Raw genomic sequence first — 17,880 nt, forward strand, 5'->3', positions numbered from 1 at the left:
ACATGTCCACCAAAAGAGATTTTTACGAAATTTTAGGGGTGTCCAAAACCTCGTCCCAGGACGAGATTAAGAAAGCCTACCGCAAGGTGGCTATGCAATACCATCCTGACCGTAATCCCGGTAATAAAGAAGCAGAGGAACATTTCAAGGAAGCTGCAGAAGCTTATGAAGTGTTGAGCGACCCTGATAAACGTGCGCAGTACGACCGGTTCGGTCATGCCGGTATGGGCAACCGTGGCGGACATGGCGGCAATATGAACATGGACGATATCTTCTCCAACTTCGGAGACATCTTCGGTGAAGATATCTTCGGTAGTTTCTTTGGTGGCGGCGGACGTGGCGGCGGTGGCGGAAGCCGCCGTGGCAGAGGAACCCGGGGCAGCAACCTGCGGGTGAAGATCAAACTCAATTTTGAAGAGATCGCCAAAGGCGCCAACAAAAAGATCAAGGTTAAGAAACACGTAACCTGTACCACCTGTAACGGCCTCGGCGCAAAAGATAAAAATGCATTCCAGACCTGTACCACCTGCCAGGGTTCCGGACAGGTAAGGAAAGTTACCCAAACCTTCCTGGGCCAGATGCAAACGGTTACCACCTGCCCTACCTGTAACGGAGAAGGTCAGATCATCACCAATAAATGTTCTTCCTGTAAAGGAGAAGGCCGCCAATATGGAGAAGAAACAGTATCCATCGATATCCCGGCCGGTGTAATGGAAGGCATGCAGCTGAGCATGAGCGGTAAAGGAAATGCCGGCGAAAGAGGCGGCGCTCCGGGAGATCTGCTCATCCTCATAGAAGAAGAGCCACATCCTGAATTACAGCGGGATGGGTTGAATGTAGCTTACGATCTTCATATCTCCTTCCCTGATGCCGCCTTCGGCACACAGGTGGAAGTGCCTACCATAGACGGAAAGGCAAAGATCAAAGTACCTCCCGGCACGCAAAGCGGAAAGATCTTCCGCTTGAAAGGCAAAGGTTTCCCTTCCGTGAACAGTTACGAGAAAGGTGATCAGCTGATCCACGTAAATGTATGGACGCCGCAAACACTTACTTCAGAAGAAAAGAGCATGCTGGAGAAATTGCAGGACTCAGGAAACTTTAAACCGAATCCGGAGAAAAGTGAAAAAGGGTTCTTCGAGAAAGTAAAGGATATCTTCAGCTGATAATAAGAGATTATAATAAAAAAGGGCCGCATCATGCTATTGATGCGGCCCTTTTTGTAAATTTATGCGGTTGCTTTATGCTGCTGTCTCAGTTATTTATGCGAGATACCAATGATATAGCTTTATTAGCGTTGTTGAAAGACGGGGATGAAACTGCTTTTACCGAAATTTACAACCAGTATTGGGAGCCACTGTATTTCATGGCGCACAAGCGCCTGCAATCGGCACAGGATGCGGAAGAAATTGTTCAGCAGGTTTTTCTGACTCTCTGGCACAAAAGAGCCGATCTCTCCATACAATCCCTTCCATTCTACCTGGCAGCGATGGTGCGGTATGCTATTTACCGCCATTTCGCCCATCTGAATCGTAAAAAAGAACAAACCAATACATTACAGGCCATCACTGCAGAACAATCTCCTGCTTTTGATATCGACAACAAATTTCTACTGGAAATATTAAATAAACTGGCCAACGAACTACCTGCCAAACATCGTATTGTTTTTCTGCAGCACAAGCTGATGGACCGGCCTTTGGAAGAGGTGGCCGGGGAGCTGGGTGTATCTGTACGCACCGCTGAGGGTTACGTGGCCCGCGTAATGCAGGTGATGCGCCAAAGGCGGGAATACCTCACCCTTGCTATGATCTTTATGCTGACTAAATAACCCGGAATTTTTTTTCTCCTTTTTTGCGTGTGAATTTCTCTGACAATGCTCTATTATAATAAAGGGGCATAGTTTACGCTTTAATTGCATTTAATGGATACAGCGCAGATCAGTGTTTTAGCAGAAAAATATCTAAATGGCCACGCAACCGAAGTTGAAAAGGAAGCGTTGCATGATTGGTATAACCATGTGAACGAGGGCGATACAGAAATAGTTGTCAGTGCACAGGCAGATACATTGAATGGAACCAAAGCAAGAATACTGCGTCAATTGCAGGAACAGATTGCGCGGGACAAAAAACCGGGTACTCCTGTGCTGCCCATGCGCCGGAAATGGCTGCCCTGGGTGGCTGCCGCTTTCATTATAGTGGCTGCCGGTACTTACCTGCTGCAACAACCGGTAGAAAAGGAAAGAACAGCTGTATTACCAATAGCCCCTGCAGGCAACAAGGCAATGCTTACCCTGGGCAATGGTACCGTAGTAGACCTTAACGCAGCTACAGACGGCGCTATCACAGAACAAGGCGGCACCACCGTGAACAAACAACAGGCTTTGCTTATATATGATGCAGGTAATAATGAAGCCCCGCCAACCATTAACAAACTGTCCGTTCCCAGGGGTGGCAAATACCGGTTGATATTACCTGATGGTTCCAAAGTATGGTTAAATGCCGCCAGCGAACTGCAATTCCCTACTGCTTTCACTAATGCGGAGCGCGTAGTGGAACTGAATGGTGAAGGTTATTTTGAAGTAGCAGCAGATGCAGATCAACCATTCATTGTTAAAACCGCAGGACTCCGCGTAGAAGTGCTGGGCACACATTTTAACGTAAAAGCTTACGCTGATGAATCCACCACTAATACTGCCCTGCTGGAAGGAAGTGTGAAAATAGTAACCGCAAATGGCAGTAACAGCCTGTTAAAACCCGGCGACCTGGCAAAAGTAGGCGCGGACCACAACATCAGCATCACGCAGGATTCCGATCTGAACCTGGCAGTTGCCTGGAAAGATGGGATCTTTGCTTTCAGGAACGCCGATATAGCCGTTATACTCAGGGAGATCGGCCGCTGGTATGATGTGGAAATCAACTATGAAGGCCCGGTTACACGCCGCCGCTTTACCGGAAAGGTATCGCGCAGCTATAGCCTCGCTGAAACACTTTCCATCCTGGAAGCCAGTGATCTGCATTTCAGGCAGGCAGGAAATAAGATCATCGTTTTACCATAAAACCATTTCGCAGAAAAGAGAGACCGAACGCTGCCAGCGTTTCAGACATGAAGAAAAAGATCATTGCTTTACCAAAAACCAAATTACAAAAGACACAAAGACCAAAATCGTACACCAGCTTCTGATAGAATTTTATTTAAATCATTAACCAACCAGTTTTATGATCACAACTACCTTTTACCAAAAGAGGGAAGGCAGATTATGCCTATCAACCAAATCCGGGCTGCGCCCATTCACAAAAAGATTGATCACCGTGAAGCTGTCAATTATCATTTTACTACTTGGTGCAATGCACGTAAGTGCTGCGTCTGCACAAAAGATCTCCATTTCGCAAAAGAATGCGCCGCTGGAAAAAGTGCTCGATGAAATAGAGCGACAGAGCGGCTACCAGGTTTGGTACGAAGAGGGCACCCTGCCCTTCGGCGAAGTGGTGAGCATTGCTGTGAAGAATGTTTCGCTGGAGGAAGCACTCAATGCCTGCCTCAATGGCCGCCATCTCAAATGGACCATCATCCAGAAAACGATCGTGCTTAAAAAAGAAGCACAACCCCTCCCCTTTATACCAAAGCCACCACAAAAGATCAGTGGTGTGGTAAAAGATGCAGGTACCGGTAAACCTTTACAGGGAGCCACCGTACAGCTGAGGGGGACTTCAAAGGCAACATTTACAAATGCCAATGGTGAGTTTGAACTGGAAACAGATGCCCGGGAAGTGATGCTGGAGGTATCTTTCGTAGGGTATGATGCTCAACGGGTGAAAGCAAGCGGCAACCAGCCCGTAACCATCCTGCTTGCTGTTGGCACTTCAAAACTGGATGAACTGATCATCACCGGTTACTCCGCCAAAAAAACGGGCGAACTGACCGGTGCTGTACAAAAGATCAGTGGCGACCAGCTTCGCAAAGGCATCACTACATCTGACCCCGTTTCCTTATTGAAAGGCCGCGCTACCGGCCTGTATATTTCCGAACAGAACGCAGGCGACCCTACCAGTACAGGTGGGCAGATCTTTGTGCGCGGGCAAAGCAGTGTTGTGGGAGTAGGTGTAGACCAGGTGAATGAGTTTGTAATGCCTACCCAGAACTACGGGCCATTACTGGTGCTGGACGGGGTGATCATGCCCAACCAGAACCTCAAGGAGCTGATCAATCCGCAGGACATAGATAACCTTACCATCCTGAAAGACGCTGCCGCTACGGCCATTTATGGTTCACGTGCAGCAGCCGGCGTAATTGTAGTTACTACCAAAAAAGGAGTAGCCGGCAAACCGCAAATGGTAGCAGAAGTAAAATACGGACTGAACATTCCCAACCGCGGATCGCTGCGATTCCTTACAGGGCCGGAATTATATGAAGTACAAAAACGTTACTATACGGAAGACTATCGTATCAACAACGGCAGCCTCGCTCCGCAATATCCTACATTGCAGGCATATCTCGACAATCGGCTGCCCGCGCTGGCAGACGTACAGAACAGTTACGACTGGCAAAAATATGCTTTCCTTAACAGCAACACCAAACAGGTAAATCTCTCCGCGAGAGGTGGTACGGAAAACACCCGTTATTATATCGGCGGCACCTATTACGATGAACAATCCACAGGTGTTAACAACAGCCTGAAACGCGGCACCTTCCGCATCAACCTGGAAACCAAGCTCAGCAAAAGGCTTACCACCAATATATCGCTCAATGGTATTTTTGACAACGGCAACAGGGAGAATTCCAACAGCGGCGTGTTTTTGTATAGCATGATCCCCTGGGTAAATCCATATAACGCAGACGGCTCTCCGAAACCGGTACTGGAATACAAACTGAACGGCAGAATGCAGAAGGATGAAAATCCTATCTATGAAAACCTGTTCAACTACATTCATCCCAAAGCACAACGTTTTGCCGGTTCTATCAAAGCGGATTATAAACTCACTGAGTGGCTTAGTTTTTCCAGCACCAACTCTGCCAACCTCAACTACACCAAAGATGAACGCTATATAGATGCACGGAGCTTTGCCGGGTCCGGTACAAGTACGTCTTCCAAGGGGTTCCTCGGTACCAACACCAATTACATCAATACTTTCCTGACCTCCAACCAGCTGAACTTCCACAAAATGCTGGGCAAACATTCCCTGCGCGCTTTGGCAGCCACGGAATATGGCCGGACGAAAATGGAGAACATGCTGGTGAACGTGAACAATGTAAGGGCAGGTTATCCTGTAATATCATTGGGCAGGCAGGTAGGAAACCGTTACGACTATTCAATATATGGTATTCCAACTACCAAGAACGGTAATATAGAAGGCGGTAAGGAAGATCGCGCATCTTTCTCTGCTTTTGGCGAAGCCGGGTACACCTATGATGACAAGTACAGCATCAGCGCCTCACTGAGAACAGATGCATCCAGTAGTTTCGGGCAGGATAAACGTTACGGAACATTCTATTCCGTGGGTGGCGCCTGGGTGATCAGCAATGAACAGTTCGCCAACCATTCCGATTTCCTGAGCAACCTGAAATTGCGCAGCAACTACGGAACCAGTGGTTCTCAACTTGGAGACAACTTCCTCACCCGCACACTGTACGATCCCCGTTACACTTACAGTTCACAACCCGGCGCCACCATTTCCGTGCTGGCCAACCCTGAACTGCAATGGGAGATCACCAAAACTTTCAGTGCGGGGCTGGACATAGGACTGTTCAACAAAATTACCGCCAGTGTAGATTATTATAACCGCCGCTCGGAAGACCTTTTGCAAAAAGTTACGCTGGATGCTATCAGTGGTTTTCCTACACAGTGGCAGAACGTAGCCACTGTGCAGAATAAAGGATGGGAAGTACTGATCAATTCAGATAACATCACCCGTAAAAATTTCCGCTGGAACACTTCTTTTAATATCAGCTTCAACAAGAACAAGATCATTAGTGTGGCCAATGACTCCCTGCGGCAGGGCTTCTACAATGCCAACAGTTTTTACCTGTTCGCAGGGGATGATATCAATTCACTGAAGGCTGTTAAATATGCAGGCGTAGATCCTCAAACAGGTAAACCCCGGTTTGAAAAACTGATCTTCGACGATAAAGGGCAGGCAACCGGCATCGAGTATGTGAATACAGTAGATGAAGTGGGCGCAGCTGCTGACCCGCGTCAATTCCAGTACATTGGTAACTTCCAGCCGAAATTCTACGGAGGGCTTACCAATACCTTCACCTACCGGAATTTCTCCCTGGATGTACTGATCACATTTGCATACGGCTATGTGATCACAGACGACCTGGCCGCACAGAACCAGGGTACCAATATCACCAGCTTTAACCAGATCGCTTTCCGCAAACACCAGAAGCAATGGACCACACCAGGGCAAACAGATGCAACGGAGCCAGAGCTTTACACACATGCAACTACGGACTATTTCGGTTCCAGCAAATACATGCACGATGGTAGCCATGCCCGCCTGCGCAGTGTGCGCCTGGGATATGAGTTACCTAAATCGTTCCTGAAAAAACTGAACCTCGCACAGGCAAATGTTTATGTAAGCGGAGACAACCTGTACACGCTTTATTCCAAAGACATCATTTCGTCTGACCCCGAAGGTCCGTCTGTAGGGCAGGCGCAGGACTTTGGCGGCTCCATTGGTTCCGGCATCGGTATTCCGCGCCGTTATGTATTCGGGTTACAGGTTGGGTTTTAATTTCCAGGTTTCAAATTGAAAAGAAAATGAGATACACTATCATAATTATATTCACCGGTCTGCTGATCACTGCGTGCAACAAGCAGATAGAAAGTGTGCGGCCATTGACGAAGATCGATAAAGAAGGAGAACTGGCCTCGCTCACCGGCATTGAGGAAACAACGGTAGGCAACTATAGCCTCATGCAGGGTAGCGGTTTTAACGATTTCGATGTGCCCATGCATGATTTTGCTGAAAGCCGTGGCAACAATGTTACACTGCAAACCTGGGGAGCCGTTGGTAAAACTACGGATGCTTTCTTCTTCAGGAACAGCAGCAGCCCAACACAAGGTAACAGTGCCGATTTTTACCGTGGTGCCTACCAGGTTATTGTGAGCGTGAACACTACACTCGAAGGTATTGCCGCTATGGAGAACACCACGTTTTCCACTTTAACGGAGGCGGAGAAGAACCGCTTCCGTTATGCCAAAGGAGAAAACCTTTTTCTCCGTGCGCTGGTTTATTTTAATCTCGTAAGGGTGTATGGAAAGCCCTATTATCAATCAGCCGGCGGAAACCCTGGCCTGATCCTCAAAACCAGCAGCGATATTAAAGATGTACCGCAACGAAGCACGGTAAAGCAGGTGTACGACTTTATCATCGGTGATCTGCAAACCGCAGCACAACTGATGAAAGCACCTGTTAACAAAACAAATGCCTTTGGCAGCTCAGCTGCTGCTTGGTCGCTGCTCTCACGCGCCTACCTTTACATGGGCGGCACCGTAGCGGCACCCGACCCTGCTTCCAATCAACGCGCCATTGATTATGCTGACAGTGTGATCACGCAAACCGGCGGAAAATACATACTGCTGCAGGGAGATGCTTATAGCAAGATGTTTGCCGATGATGAATTTGGCGATGTTGGCCGCGCCAACGGCACCACTAATAAAGAGATGATCTTTGCATTCGACAATTCTACCGGTGGCAGTTCCATTGGCCAGCTCTATCACTACGACGTTAATTATGGCGTAGGTGCTACTTTCCTCCCTTCCGCCAGTTTTAAAAGCCTGCTGTTACCCGGAGATATCAGGAGTACTTTCCTGAAACTGAATACCAATTCCAACTTCGTGGAAACCACCAAGTTCCTGGTATTGAACGAAGCCTGGCTCACCCGTGCACCATATATCCATTTCCGTTTGGCAGAACTGTATCTCAACAGGGCTGAAGCATATGCCAAGCTGGGCAATACCGCCAAAGCAAAAGAAAACCTGAAAGCGATCCATACCCGTGCCGGCCTTCCGGCATCGGATGTGGACAATCTGGCCGCACAGGATGTACTGTCAGCCGTACTAAGGGAAAGAAGGATAGAACTGGCTTTTGAAGGTCATAATAGTTTCGATTATTTCCGTAACGGCCTGCCGATGACAAGAACAGCAGCGGATAATAATGGTACGGCTTTCACCATCGAGCCTACAGATCCGAAAGTAGTATTAGAATTACCTAAAAACTGATTGAACCAGCCATGATCAAACAAACCATTCTCGCAACATTGGCCATTGCACTCCTGTCCGCACATGAACCCGGCGGCTTCCAGATAAAAGGGAAGATCAGTGGCCAGGTGGAAGGGAAAAAAGTATACCTGAAGTATGCGGATATTCCTTCCCAAACAGTACTGGACAGTACCGTGATCCGCAACGGAGCATTTACTTTCAGCGGAACTGCCGCCACGCCAAGGTTTTATTCCCTTGTATTCAAAAATGATGAACCTACAAACAGAATGCTGCAAGACCGTGTGATCAACCTCTTCGCCGCAAACAACGACAACATCCGTATAACAGCGCCGTACGACAGCCTGAAAAAAGAAATAGATCTCTATTCAGGCGGCGGCACCTCCCTTGCAGCAACAGTGAGCGGCAGCACAGGGAACGACCTTTTCCTGCAATATTACCGTCAGAAAAATGTTTTTGACGAAGAGATAGATCAATATTTTGATGGCTACATTGCGTACCTGAATCCCGGGAAAGATAAGGAGAAAGGGCCCCGGGAAATTGGCATGAACCTGTGCAGGAATATGGATGTTGTAGAGAAGAAGCGGAAAGCATTCCTGATGGATTTTGTACTCAACAACAAGCCTTCTGAAGTGTTAGCATTTATCGCATTGCAGGCAGCAGAGCAGCGTAGCATAGATACAAAGGAGATTGACAAGCTGATACAGCATTTTGACGGTACAAAGGAAAAAGGCCTGCTCACGGAACATTTCCTGCAAAAAGCAGCATCCAACAAACAGGCTGCAGTGGGTTCTATGGTAATGGACTTCACCTTGCAGGACACTACCGGTGTTCAGCATCGTTTGAAAGATTACATCGGCAAAGGAAAATATGTGCTGTTTGAATTCTGGGCTTCCTGGTGCGGTCCCTGCAGGGCAGATATTCCTCATCTCAGGGAAGTACACGCATTGTATAATAAAAAAGGATTCGAAATAGTAAGCATTTCATTAGACGATGATAAGGAAAAATGGCTGAAAGCCATTAAGGAGGAAAAAATGAAATGGACACAGCTGTCTGACCTGAAAGCCTTTGACAGTGAGCTGGCCAAAAACTACCGTATCCGCGGCATCCCTTCCTGCCTGTTATTTGATCCACAGGGAAAACTTGTAACCCGGAATATGCGCGGTTCCTGGATGGATGCTGCTTTGATAGACATGTACGGCGACCTCTTTGCGAAACATTAAACCCAAACCAATCATTATGCAATTAAAGAACATTTTTATCTGTCTCGCTGCCGCCGCCATTTGTGCCTGCGGCCAGGTGAAAAAACACCAGGCTTCTATTACAGCCGAGATCACCGGTCTTAAAGACAGCGTAGTATATCTTTCCATACCGGTTGCAGATTCTTCCAAAACGGACACCATTCCCGTAAAAGACGGCAAATTCACCTGGACCGGTGAAGCACCCGAACCGGTAAAAGTATTTTTGATGTTCCCTACGCGCTATGTGGATTTCTTTCTCGAAAACGCGGATATTCACATCACCGGGCATGCAGACTCGCTGACTAACCTGAAGATCACCGGCTCTGCAAGTCACGATGAAAGCCTGGTCTATGAGGCTTCCATTAAAAGCATCATGGATAAGGAAGAGCAGCTCTACGGAAAATACGAAGAAGTAAAAGACAATGATTCCGCAAAGGGCGCATGGGAAGAACAAGCGGCTGAGCTGAGAAAGCAACGCAGAAAAGAAACGATGCATTACATCACGGCACACCCTAAAAGTCCTGTAAGTCTTTCCCTCCTTTCAGACATGGCTGTGATGGGAGAATACAAGCAACTGGACAGCCTGTATCAGTTACTGGATGCTTCCGCACAACAGACTGCTGTGGGTGGCCGCCTTGCGGCACGGATCGCTATATTGAAGAAAAGCGCTATCGGCGAACCGATGATAGACTTTACACAACCGGATGTAAACGGCAAACCTGTAAAGCTGTCTGACTTCAAAGGAAAATATGTGCTGCTCGATTTCTGGGCCAGCTGGTGCGGCCCCTGCAGAGCAGAGAATCCCAATGTGCTGAAAGCGTATAATGCCTACAAGGATAAAAACTTTACCGTAGTAGGTGTGTCCCTGGATGAAAGTGGAGAGAAGTGGCACAAGGCCATCGAAGAGGATGCCATGCCCTGGATCCAGCTCTCTGACCTGAAAGGTTTCAGGAACGAAGTAGCCAGTCAATATGGTATTCAGGCCATTCCATCCACTTTCCTGCTCAGCCCCGAAGGCGTTATTATTGCAAAGGACCTCAGGGGCGAAGCACTGCACAAAAAACTCCGGGAACTACTGAACTAAATCATCCATTTATGAAACAAATTTCATTGCTGATCGCCGCCTGTTTATTACAACAGGCGGCCGTACACGCACAATCTTTCACCCTTAACGGAACGGTGGAAGGTAAACGCACAGGATACGTGTATTTAAACTATTCAACAGGCGGTGATAATTACCGGATGGACAGTGCCCAACTACAGGAAGGCCGGTTCACCTTCAAGGGTAATATCGACGGCCCCGCCATGAGCAGCCTGTTCCTGGACAGGCCGGGGCCCATGAGCTACGATGGCGATGTAGCCAGCTTGTTCCTTGAACCGGGAACCATGATGGCTTCCCTGAAAAAAGGTAATCTGAAAGAAGCCACGTTGAAGGGTTCCAAAGCGCAGGACGATATGGAACTGCTGAATGCAGCCAGGAAACCTGTTACCACCGGGCTTGCCCCATTGTCTGCCAATTACAACAAACTTAACATGGCGTACATCGCCGCCAGGAAAGCAAAGAAAGATAGTGCAACACTGGCCGGCATGCTGGATGAGTTGGAAAAAGTAAAAGATAAAATGGAGCCTTACTATGAAAAGATGGAGGCCATCGATAAAGATTTTATTGAAAAACATCCTGCATCATATGCCAGTGTTTATTTGCTCCGTTTCCGTATCAGCAGCATGTCTCTCCGGGAAGCGGAATCCGCTTACAACAGGATGCCGCCTGCCTTGCAGCAAAGCAGTTTTGGGAAGGAGATCAGGAAAGAAGTAGACGACTTACGCAGTGGTTCTCCCGGTAGTGCCGCCTATGTTTTCAGCAAAACGGATATCAACGGCCAGCCGCTTAACCTGGGTGATTATAAAGGCCGTTATGTACTGATCGATTTCTGGGCAAGCTGGTGTGTACCCTGCAGAAAAGGCAATCCCCACCTGAAAGAGCTGTATGCAAAATACAAGGGCAAAGGTTTAGAGATCATCGGTATTTCCGATGACGACGGCCGCCCGGAAGAATGGAAAAAAGCTGTTGCCCAGGATGAGATCGGTATATGGAAACATGTGCTGCGGGGACTTGACATGGAAAAAAGGCAACGCAAAGAACCCAACCCGGAAGACATCAGCGATCGCTACGGCATCCATTCCCTGCCTACCAAAATATTAATTGACCCCAATGGGATGATCATCGGCAGATACGGAGGAGGAGGAGAAAACGATGAAGCCATGGATAAAAAACTGGCAGAAGTACTGGGGAAATGATTTTCTTCCCACAAACGGGGCTCCGGCCCCGTTTTTTTTATGCATCTTTGCGGCTATGTCGCACAAATTCGAGATGTTTGAGAACCGGCTGACGAAAGTACTGAAACACCTTCGTAAAACCGCAAAGCGGCAGGGCATTACCTGTTTCCGCATCTACGACCGTGACCTCCCCGAATTTCCCCTGATCATTGAACTGTACGAGGATAAAGTATATGTAGCTGAATACCGCAGCCAGCATGGCATGGAAGAAGAAGCCTACGATGAATGGCTGCATGCCAGCCTCGATGTGATCGCCAAAGTACTGCAGGTACCTGCAGATGATCTTCACCTCCGCACCCGCCAGCGCAAGCAGAACCGCCAAAGCCAGTACGAGAAAATGGACTTCAGTAAAGAAGAACTGATCGTACAGGAAGACGGGTTGAAATTCAAAGTGAACCTCTCTGATTATTTAGACAGCGGCCTTTTCCTGGACCATCGTATCACACGGCATATGGTGCGGGAAGAAGCAAAGGATAAAAAAGTGCTGAACCTGTTTTGCTACACAGGTTCCTTTTCCGTGTATGCGGCAGCGGGAGGTGCAGCCAGCGTAACTTCTATCGACCTGTCTAAAACCTATCTCCAATGGGCAGAAGAGAATATGCAGCTCAATGAACTCTTTGATCCGGCCAAACATCAATACATTCATGCAGATGTATTGCAATACCTGGACGAGCTTAAAATGAATACCTACGACCTGGTAGTGCTGGACCCTCCTACTTTCTCCAACAGCAAGCGGATGAAGGATATCCTGGATATACAGCGGGACCATGTGGAGATCGTCAACAAGGTATTGCTGGCCACAAAGAAAGGAGGTGTGGTCTACTTCAGTAATAACCTGCGCAGGTTTGTACTGGAAGAAGAAAGTATACAGGCTGGCTCCATTAAGAACATCACTGCGCAGACCGTTCCTTTCGATTTCCAGGGAAAGCTGCAGCGGCATTGCTTCCGGATCGTTAAATAAGTATATTAGCCTTTCATGTTAGTAGCATTTATCCTGGTCTACCTCCTGGTGACCATCCTCATCGGGCGTTGGGCAGCACAACGCGTAAAAAGCGCCAACGACTTTATGGTGGCGGGACGCAGCCTCCCATTAGGTATCAGTACCTGCGTGATCTTTGCCACCTGGTTTGGCTCTGAAACCATGCTGGGCGCCACCAGCGAGTTCGCGCAACATGGCCTGCAGGGAGTGATGGAAGATCCCTTCGGCGCATCGCTCTGCCTGTTGCTCGTGGGATTGTTCTATGCCAGGAAACTCTATCGCAGCAATGTACTCACCTTCTGTGATTACTTCAAGATACGGTTTGGTAAAAAAGCAGAAGTGATCTCTGCACTGCTGATGGTACCCTCCTACTTCGGATGGATCGCCGCGCAGATCGTAGCCATGGGGATTGTGATCAATACCGTGATGGGCATTCCTTCTTCCATTGCCATGCTGGCCAGCGGGCTTATTGTAATGGCCTATACTTATATGGGCGGGATGTGGTCTGTTTCCATTACGGACTTCATTCAAACCATTATGATCATCATCGGTATACTTGTGATCACTTACAACGTAGTGGACCAGGCAGGTGGTTTACAGACCGTGATAGATAAAGCACCGGCGGGTACCTTTCAGTTCTTTCCGCATAACGACTGGAACAGCTGGCTGAAATATATGGCAGCATGGTTCACGATAGGCTTAGGCTCTATTCCGCAGCAGGATGTTTTCCAGCGGCTCATGAGCAGCAAGAGTGAAAAAGTGGCGCAATACTCTTCCTACCTGGGGGCATTGATGTACCTGGTGATCGGATCTTTGCCATTGCTGATCGTATTATGTGCGCAACAATTGTATCCCGCATTATCAGCAGGTGATACGGAAAAGATCTTACCCAACATGGTATTGCAGCACGGCAGCCTGTTCACACAGGTGTTATTCTTCGGGGCCTTGTTATCTGCTATTATGAGTACCACCAGTGGTGCCATCCTGGCTCCTTCCACCGTATTGGGAGAGAATATCATCCGCCCTTTCTTTAAAGATATACCCGATGCAAAATTCCTGCGCATCATCCGCTTATCCGTTTTGATCGTATCTGCCATCTCCATGCTGATGGCATTGGGCAGCCAGAATATCTATGAGCTGGTAGCTTCTTCTTCTGTATTAAGCCTGGTTTCTTTATTTGTGCCGCTCACGGCCGGGCTGTATTGGAAGCGGGCAAATGAAGCAGGTGCCATACTTTCCATTATACTCGGTACAACAGGGTATATCCTCAGTGAGATCTTTGAACCGGAAACACCGCCTTTATTTATAGGATTGCTGAGTAGTATTGCGGGGATGATAATCGGTACTTACGGTTGGAAAAAGAAAGACACTACTCCTTCAGCCAGTTCGTATTCTTCTTCACCAGTTTGATCAGCTTTAAAAATTCACCTCTGTATCCGCCGGGATCATAGCCCAGTGAATGTTTGGCAATATCCGTTACCATATTGATGCTGCCCGTTCCTTTGTAATGGGACTTCCTTACCAGCATACCAAACAATGCTACAGAAGCAGCGAACCGGAAATCATCAGAAGCTTTTACAAATTCGCCTTTATTATTCGTGAGGGATTTTTCCAGGCTATGCATAGTGGTATCCACTGCAGGGCGGTACCAGATCTTTACATCCGTTAAAGTGCCGCCGGGGTCTGCTGCTACCGGTTCAATCTCATAGATCGCCACTACACAATGCCCTGAACCAACAATACCTCCTACTATCTTTTCACCGTTACTGTTATCTTCTTTCAATACTTTATTTTCATATCCTATCAGCCTGTAAGACTTTACCCTTGCAGGATTGAAGTTCACCTGCGCCCTTACATCCCTGGCCACGGTGAAGAGTGTACTGCCAAATTCCCGTGCAAATACCTTCGTGGCTTCCTCCAGGTCGTCTATATAAGCGAAGTTGCCATTCCCTTTACTGGCAAGTGTTTCCAGCTTTGAATCCTTATAATCCTTCATCCCGAAACCCAGGCAGGTTAATAGAACACCGCCTTCCTTCTTTTTCATAATAAGGTCTTCCATATCCTGGTCACTTGTTTGCCCTACGTTGAAATCACCATCTGTAGCTAATATTACGCGGTTGTTGCCGTTGAGGATAAAGTTTTCATCTGCAATCTGGTATGCCATCTGTATAGCAGCTTCGCCAGCAGTAGCACCACCTGCACTCAGGTAGTCGATAGCATTTAATATTTTCTCTTTCTGGTCACCGGGTGTGCAGGGCAATACCAGGCCGGGGGCACCGGCATATGCAACAATGGCCACCCTGTCCCTCGGGCGGAGGTTATTCACCAATACCCTGAAGGCGGCCTGTAACAGTGGCAACTTATTAGGCGTACCCATGGAGCCGGAAATATCAATGAGGAATACCAGGTTACTGGCTGGCAGGCTGTCTGTTGCAATCTGCTGCGCGCGTACGGCTATCTCCAGCAGGTTGTTGGCCTTGTTCCAGGGGCAGTCTGTATAGTTAGAATAAATGGTAAAAAGACTATCGTTACGGGGAGCGGGATAACTGTAATGGAAGTAATTAATAAGTTCTTCTACCCTTACGGCATCTACGGGAATAGGTTCCCGGAGCTTTACGAAGCGGCGCATATTACTATAAGCTGCCCTGTCCACATCTATCGCGAAGGAAGAAATGCTGCTTTTATCCGCTTCTACAAATTTGTTCTCGTAAAGTTTGCCGTATGTTTCATCAAAAAAGGAGGATACGCCCATGCCTATATTACTATAGTTGGGATTAGTGCTATGGGCAAACCTTGCCCGGGCTTTCGCTTTGGCAATAGTCGCGTTATCTTCAACAGTTTTCCTTAACGGGCTCAGCTCAATGAGCATGCGGTCATAATTGACGAGGGGCACAATTTTAGTTCTATACCCGGGGTGTTCAAAAACGAGGTGGGTGCTGCCAACTGGAATGTCTATACGAAATAGTCCATACTGGTTTGTCTTAACATTGACAGTATCTCCTAAAATACTGATCCTCACCTGTTGTACCGGACCGCGGCTTACGCTATCCTGTACGGCTCCTGTTACCCACCCTCTCTGTTGTGCCTCTGCCATCATGCTCCCACATAGCCAACAAAGCAGTATGAGGAGTTTATGCATCGTAATTTTATTACATACAACGACACATAAAATTAAGGAAATATTTAATTAGTTGTTAAGACCGGGCTAAATTTTAGTCCGTTAACTGGTATATTTCCGGCAGATTCCTTCCTAAGCCATCATAATCAAGGCCATAGCCTAACAGAAATTTATTAGGAACAGTGAAGCCCAGGTAATCGATCTGCACTTTATGGGTCATTGCATCGGGTTTATTGAGCAGGGAAGCTACCAGGAGTTGTTTGGGCTGCTGGTGCTCCAGTTGGGGGAGGAACTGGCTGAGGGTCTTGCCTGTATCCACAATATCTTCCACGATCACCACGGTGCGGCCGTAGAGATCTTCTTCCAGGCCAATAGCCGTTATCACATTACCGGTGGATTTAGTGCCTTTATAAGAAGCCAGTTTGATAAAAGAGATCTCCGCTTCAATGGAGAGGTATTTGAACAGGTCTGCCGCAAACATGAAAGATCCGTTCAGGATACCGATGAATAAAGGCTTCGTGCCCTCCAGGTCATCGCTGATCTGCTTTGCCAGCTCTTTAATACGCTGTTGCAACGTAGCTTCATCCAGGTACGGCGCAAAGTGTTTATCGTGTACTTTTATCTTCATAAGCAGGCTATTTTCTTACGATCAGTTGCTGACCTATTTTAATACTGTTCTCCTGTAAGTTGTTCCATTGCTGCAGTTGAGCAACAGTTACGCTGTACTGGCGGGAGATGCTGTAAAGTGTTTCTTTTCCCGTTACCGTATGATATTTAGTACCGGCTGGTGCTACGGAGCCTATTTTCTTCAGGTCGTCTACCATCTCACGGGGTATCCCTCTTTCAGGAGCTTTGGCAACCGGCGCCTCGGAAGCCTTGCCTGCGGGCGCAGCAGTTGCTTTGGCAATCTCTTCTTTCACATCCCTGATCACCTGGCGGGGATTCAGGTCTTTATAATCATCCACCTTAGCTACAGAGTTACTACCCAGCTTTGGTTTTGAAGAAGCATAACCATCCAGCGCTACTCTTTCTCCAACGGCGGGCTGCTCTCCTTCTTCCATTTTATTTCGTTTACGCAGCCATTTCAATTGTATGCCTTCTGCCTGTGCAATATCGTGCATGGTTTCGCCACGCGCAACAATATGGTAATCGTTCTGGCCGCGTTTGTTCTTGCTTTGCAGGAAGATAAGCATATCTTTCTCAAGTGGCACATCTTCTTCGATATCATTATAGCTTAACAGGCTGCTGAGGCGGATATTCTTTTCGCTGGCCAGTTGGATCAGGGCAGTACCTTCTTTCACCAGCATTACTTTACGGCCATTGATACGGAACTCTGTGCCCTGGGGGTACTGCGGTTTAACCTCAGTTTCATACACCGCTTCTGTTTTCCCTGCTGCAACCGGAGCAGATTCACTGCCTGGTTCATTTACAAATACCGGCCCTGTTGGAAGGGGTGCATTGCTCATAGCCAGGGTATTGTATTGTTGCAGATTATATGTTTCAATGATCTGGATCAATTGCTGCGGATAGGTTTTGCTGGTAGCATACCCCGCTGTTTTGAGGCCGTAGGCCCATGATTTATAATCTTCCGGATTAAAATCGAACAGGAATTTATAACGGGGGTTGTTATGCAGGAAATCAGAATGGTCCTTCCAGGATTCTTCAGCAGATTCATATTTACGGAAACATTCCTGGCGTGCATCATCGTCGTAGTTCACGCTTTTGCCCGTCCAGTTATTTTTGCATTTGATGCCGAAGTGATTGTTGGAATTGAGCACCAGCCAGCCATTGCCGGATTGTGTTTCCAGGATGCCCTGTGCCAGTTTGATAGCAGCCGGAACGCCGGAACGGCGCATCTCTTCCATCGCCAGGTTCTTGTATGTCTCAATATACTGCGGGGTGCTTAAGCTTTGTGCTGAAGTTTTAAAAACTCCCGCCAGCACCAGGCAGATCATCAGGCAGTAAGATTTGATTTGCATGAATATGG

12 protein-coding genes and 2 pseudogenes are annotated in these 17,880 nt (G+C 47.8%); 11 read left to right on the forward strand and 3 right to left on the reverse strand.

Going from position 1 to position 17,880, the window contains the following annotated elements; translation table 11 throughout:
- Nucleotides 1-2: 2 nt before the first annotated feature.
- The 11 genes and pseudogenes from dnaJ (at nucleotide 3) to BUR42_RS16260 (ending at nucleotide 14,185) form a co-directional block, all read left to right on the forward strand.
- Nucleotides 3-1,163, forward strand: a complete 1,161-nt coding sequence (dnaJ, locus tag BUR42_RS16215; RefSeq protein WP_074240220.1) for a molecular chaperone DnaJ — start codon at nucleotides 3-5, stop codon at nucleotides 1,161-1,163.
- Between the two features lie 98 nt (nucleotides 1,164-1,261).
- On the forward strand, nucleotides 1,262-1,825 hold the full coding sequence (locus BUR42_RS16220; protein WP_074240631.1) for an RNA polymerase sigma factor: 564 nt from the start codon (nucleotides 1,262-1,264) through the stop codon (nucleotides 1,823-1,825).
- A 93-nt stretch (nucleotides 1,826-1,918) separates the two neighbouring features.
- Entirely contained in the window at nucleotides 1,919-3,052 is a 1,134-nt protein-coding gene (locus BUR42_RS16225; RefSeq protein WP_074240221.1) for a FecR family protein, read from the forward strand.
- Between the two features lie 160 nt (nucleotides 3,053-3,212).
- The gene (locus BUR42_RS16230) at nucleotides 3,213-6,731 is read left to right on the forward strand and encodes a SusC/RagA family TonB-linked outer membrane protein (protein ID WP_074240222.1); all 3,519 of its coding nucleotides are present in this window, start codon (nucleotides 3,213-3,215) and stop codon (nucleotides 6,729-6,731) included.
- Between the two features lie 26 nt (nucleotides 6,732-6,757).
- Nucleotides 6,758-8,221 carry a RagB/SusD family nutrient uptake outer membrane protein gene (locus BUR42_RS16235; RefSeq protein ID WP_074240223.1) on the forward strand — a complete coding sequence of 488 codons (1,464 nt, stop codon included), beginning with the start codon at nucleotides 6,758-6,760 and terminating at the stop codon, nucleotides 8,219-8,221.
- A gap of 11 nt (nucleotides 8,222-8,232) precedes the next feature.
- On the forward strand, nucleotides 8,233-9,441 hold the full coding sequence (locus tag BUR42_RS16240; protein ID WP_074240224.1) for a TlpA disulfide reductase family protein: 1,209 nt from the start codon (nucleotides 8,233-8,235) through the stop codon (nucleotides 9,439-9,441).
- 16 nt (nucleotides 9,442-9,457) lie between these two features.
- A pseudogene (locus BUR42_RS30160) lies at nucleotides 9,458-9,787 on the forward strand (DUF4369 domain-containing protein); the annotation flags it as partial.
- Nucleotides 9,788-10,171: 384 nt separating this feature from the next.
- Nucleotides 10,172-10,543: pseudogene (locus tag BUR42_RS30165) on the forward strand (peroxiredoxin family protein); the annotation flags it as partial.
- 11 nt (nucleotides 10,544-10,554) lie between these two features.
- Complete coding sequence (locus BUR42_RS16250) at nucleotides 10,555-11,757, forward strand: TlpA disulfide reductase family protein (RefSeq protein WP_074240225.1); 1,203 nt, start codon at nucleotides 10,555-10,557, stop codon at nucleotides 11,755-11,757.
- Nucleotides 11,758-11,812: 55 nt separating this feature from the next.
- Nucleotides 11,813-12,757, forward strand: a complete 945-nt coding sequence (locus tag BUR42_RS16255; protein ID WP_074240226.1) for a class I SAM-dependent methyltransferase — start codon at nucleotides 11,813-11,815, stop codon at nucleotides 12,755-12,757.
- 15 nt (nucleotides 12,758-12,772) lie between these two features.
- Complete coding sequence (locus BUR42_RS16260; protein WP_074240227.1) at nucleotides 12,773-14,185, forward strand: high affinity choline transporter 1; 1,413 nt, start codon at nucleotides 12,773-12,775, stop codon at nucleotides 14,183-14,185.
- On the opposite strand, the gene BUR42_RS16265 is transcribed toward BUR42_RS16260, so the two are convergent.
- The 3 genes from BUR42_RS16265 to BUR42_RS16275 form a co-directional block, all read right to left on the reverse strand.
- Entirely contained in the window at nucleotides 14,145-15,914 is a 1,770-nt protein-coding gene (locus BUR42_RS16265; protein ID WP_084185607.1) for a YfbK domain-containing protein, read from the reverse strand. The two genes, BUR42_RS16260 and BUR42_RS16265, sit on opposite strands and share 41 nt — an antisense overlap.
- 73 nt (nucleotides 15,915-15,987) lie before the next feature.
- Nucleotides 15,988-16,521 (reverse strand): hypoxanthine phosphoribosyltransferase, encoded by a 534-nt coding sequence (gene hpt, locus BUR42_RS16270; protein ID WP_074240229.1) that lies wholly within the window; start codon nucleotides 16,519-16,521, stop codon nucleotides 15,988-15,990.
- A gap of 7 nt (nucleotides 16,522-16,528) precedes the next feature.
- On the reverse strand, nucleotides 16,529-17,872 hold the full coding sequence (locus tag BUR42_RS16275) for a glucosaminidase domain-containing protein (RefSeq protein ID WP_074240230.1): 1,344 nt from the start codon (nucleotides 17,870-17,872) through the stop codon (nucleotides 16,529-16,531).
- Between the last annotated feature and the right edge of the window lie 8 nt (nucleotides 17,873-17,880).

Origin of the sequence: Chitinophaga niabensis (genome assembly GCF_900129465.1) — a bacterium.
Classification (GTDB): domain Bacteria; phylum Bacteroidota; class Bacteroidia; order Chitinophagales; family Chitinophagaceae; genus Chitinophaga; species Chitinophaga niabensis.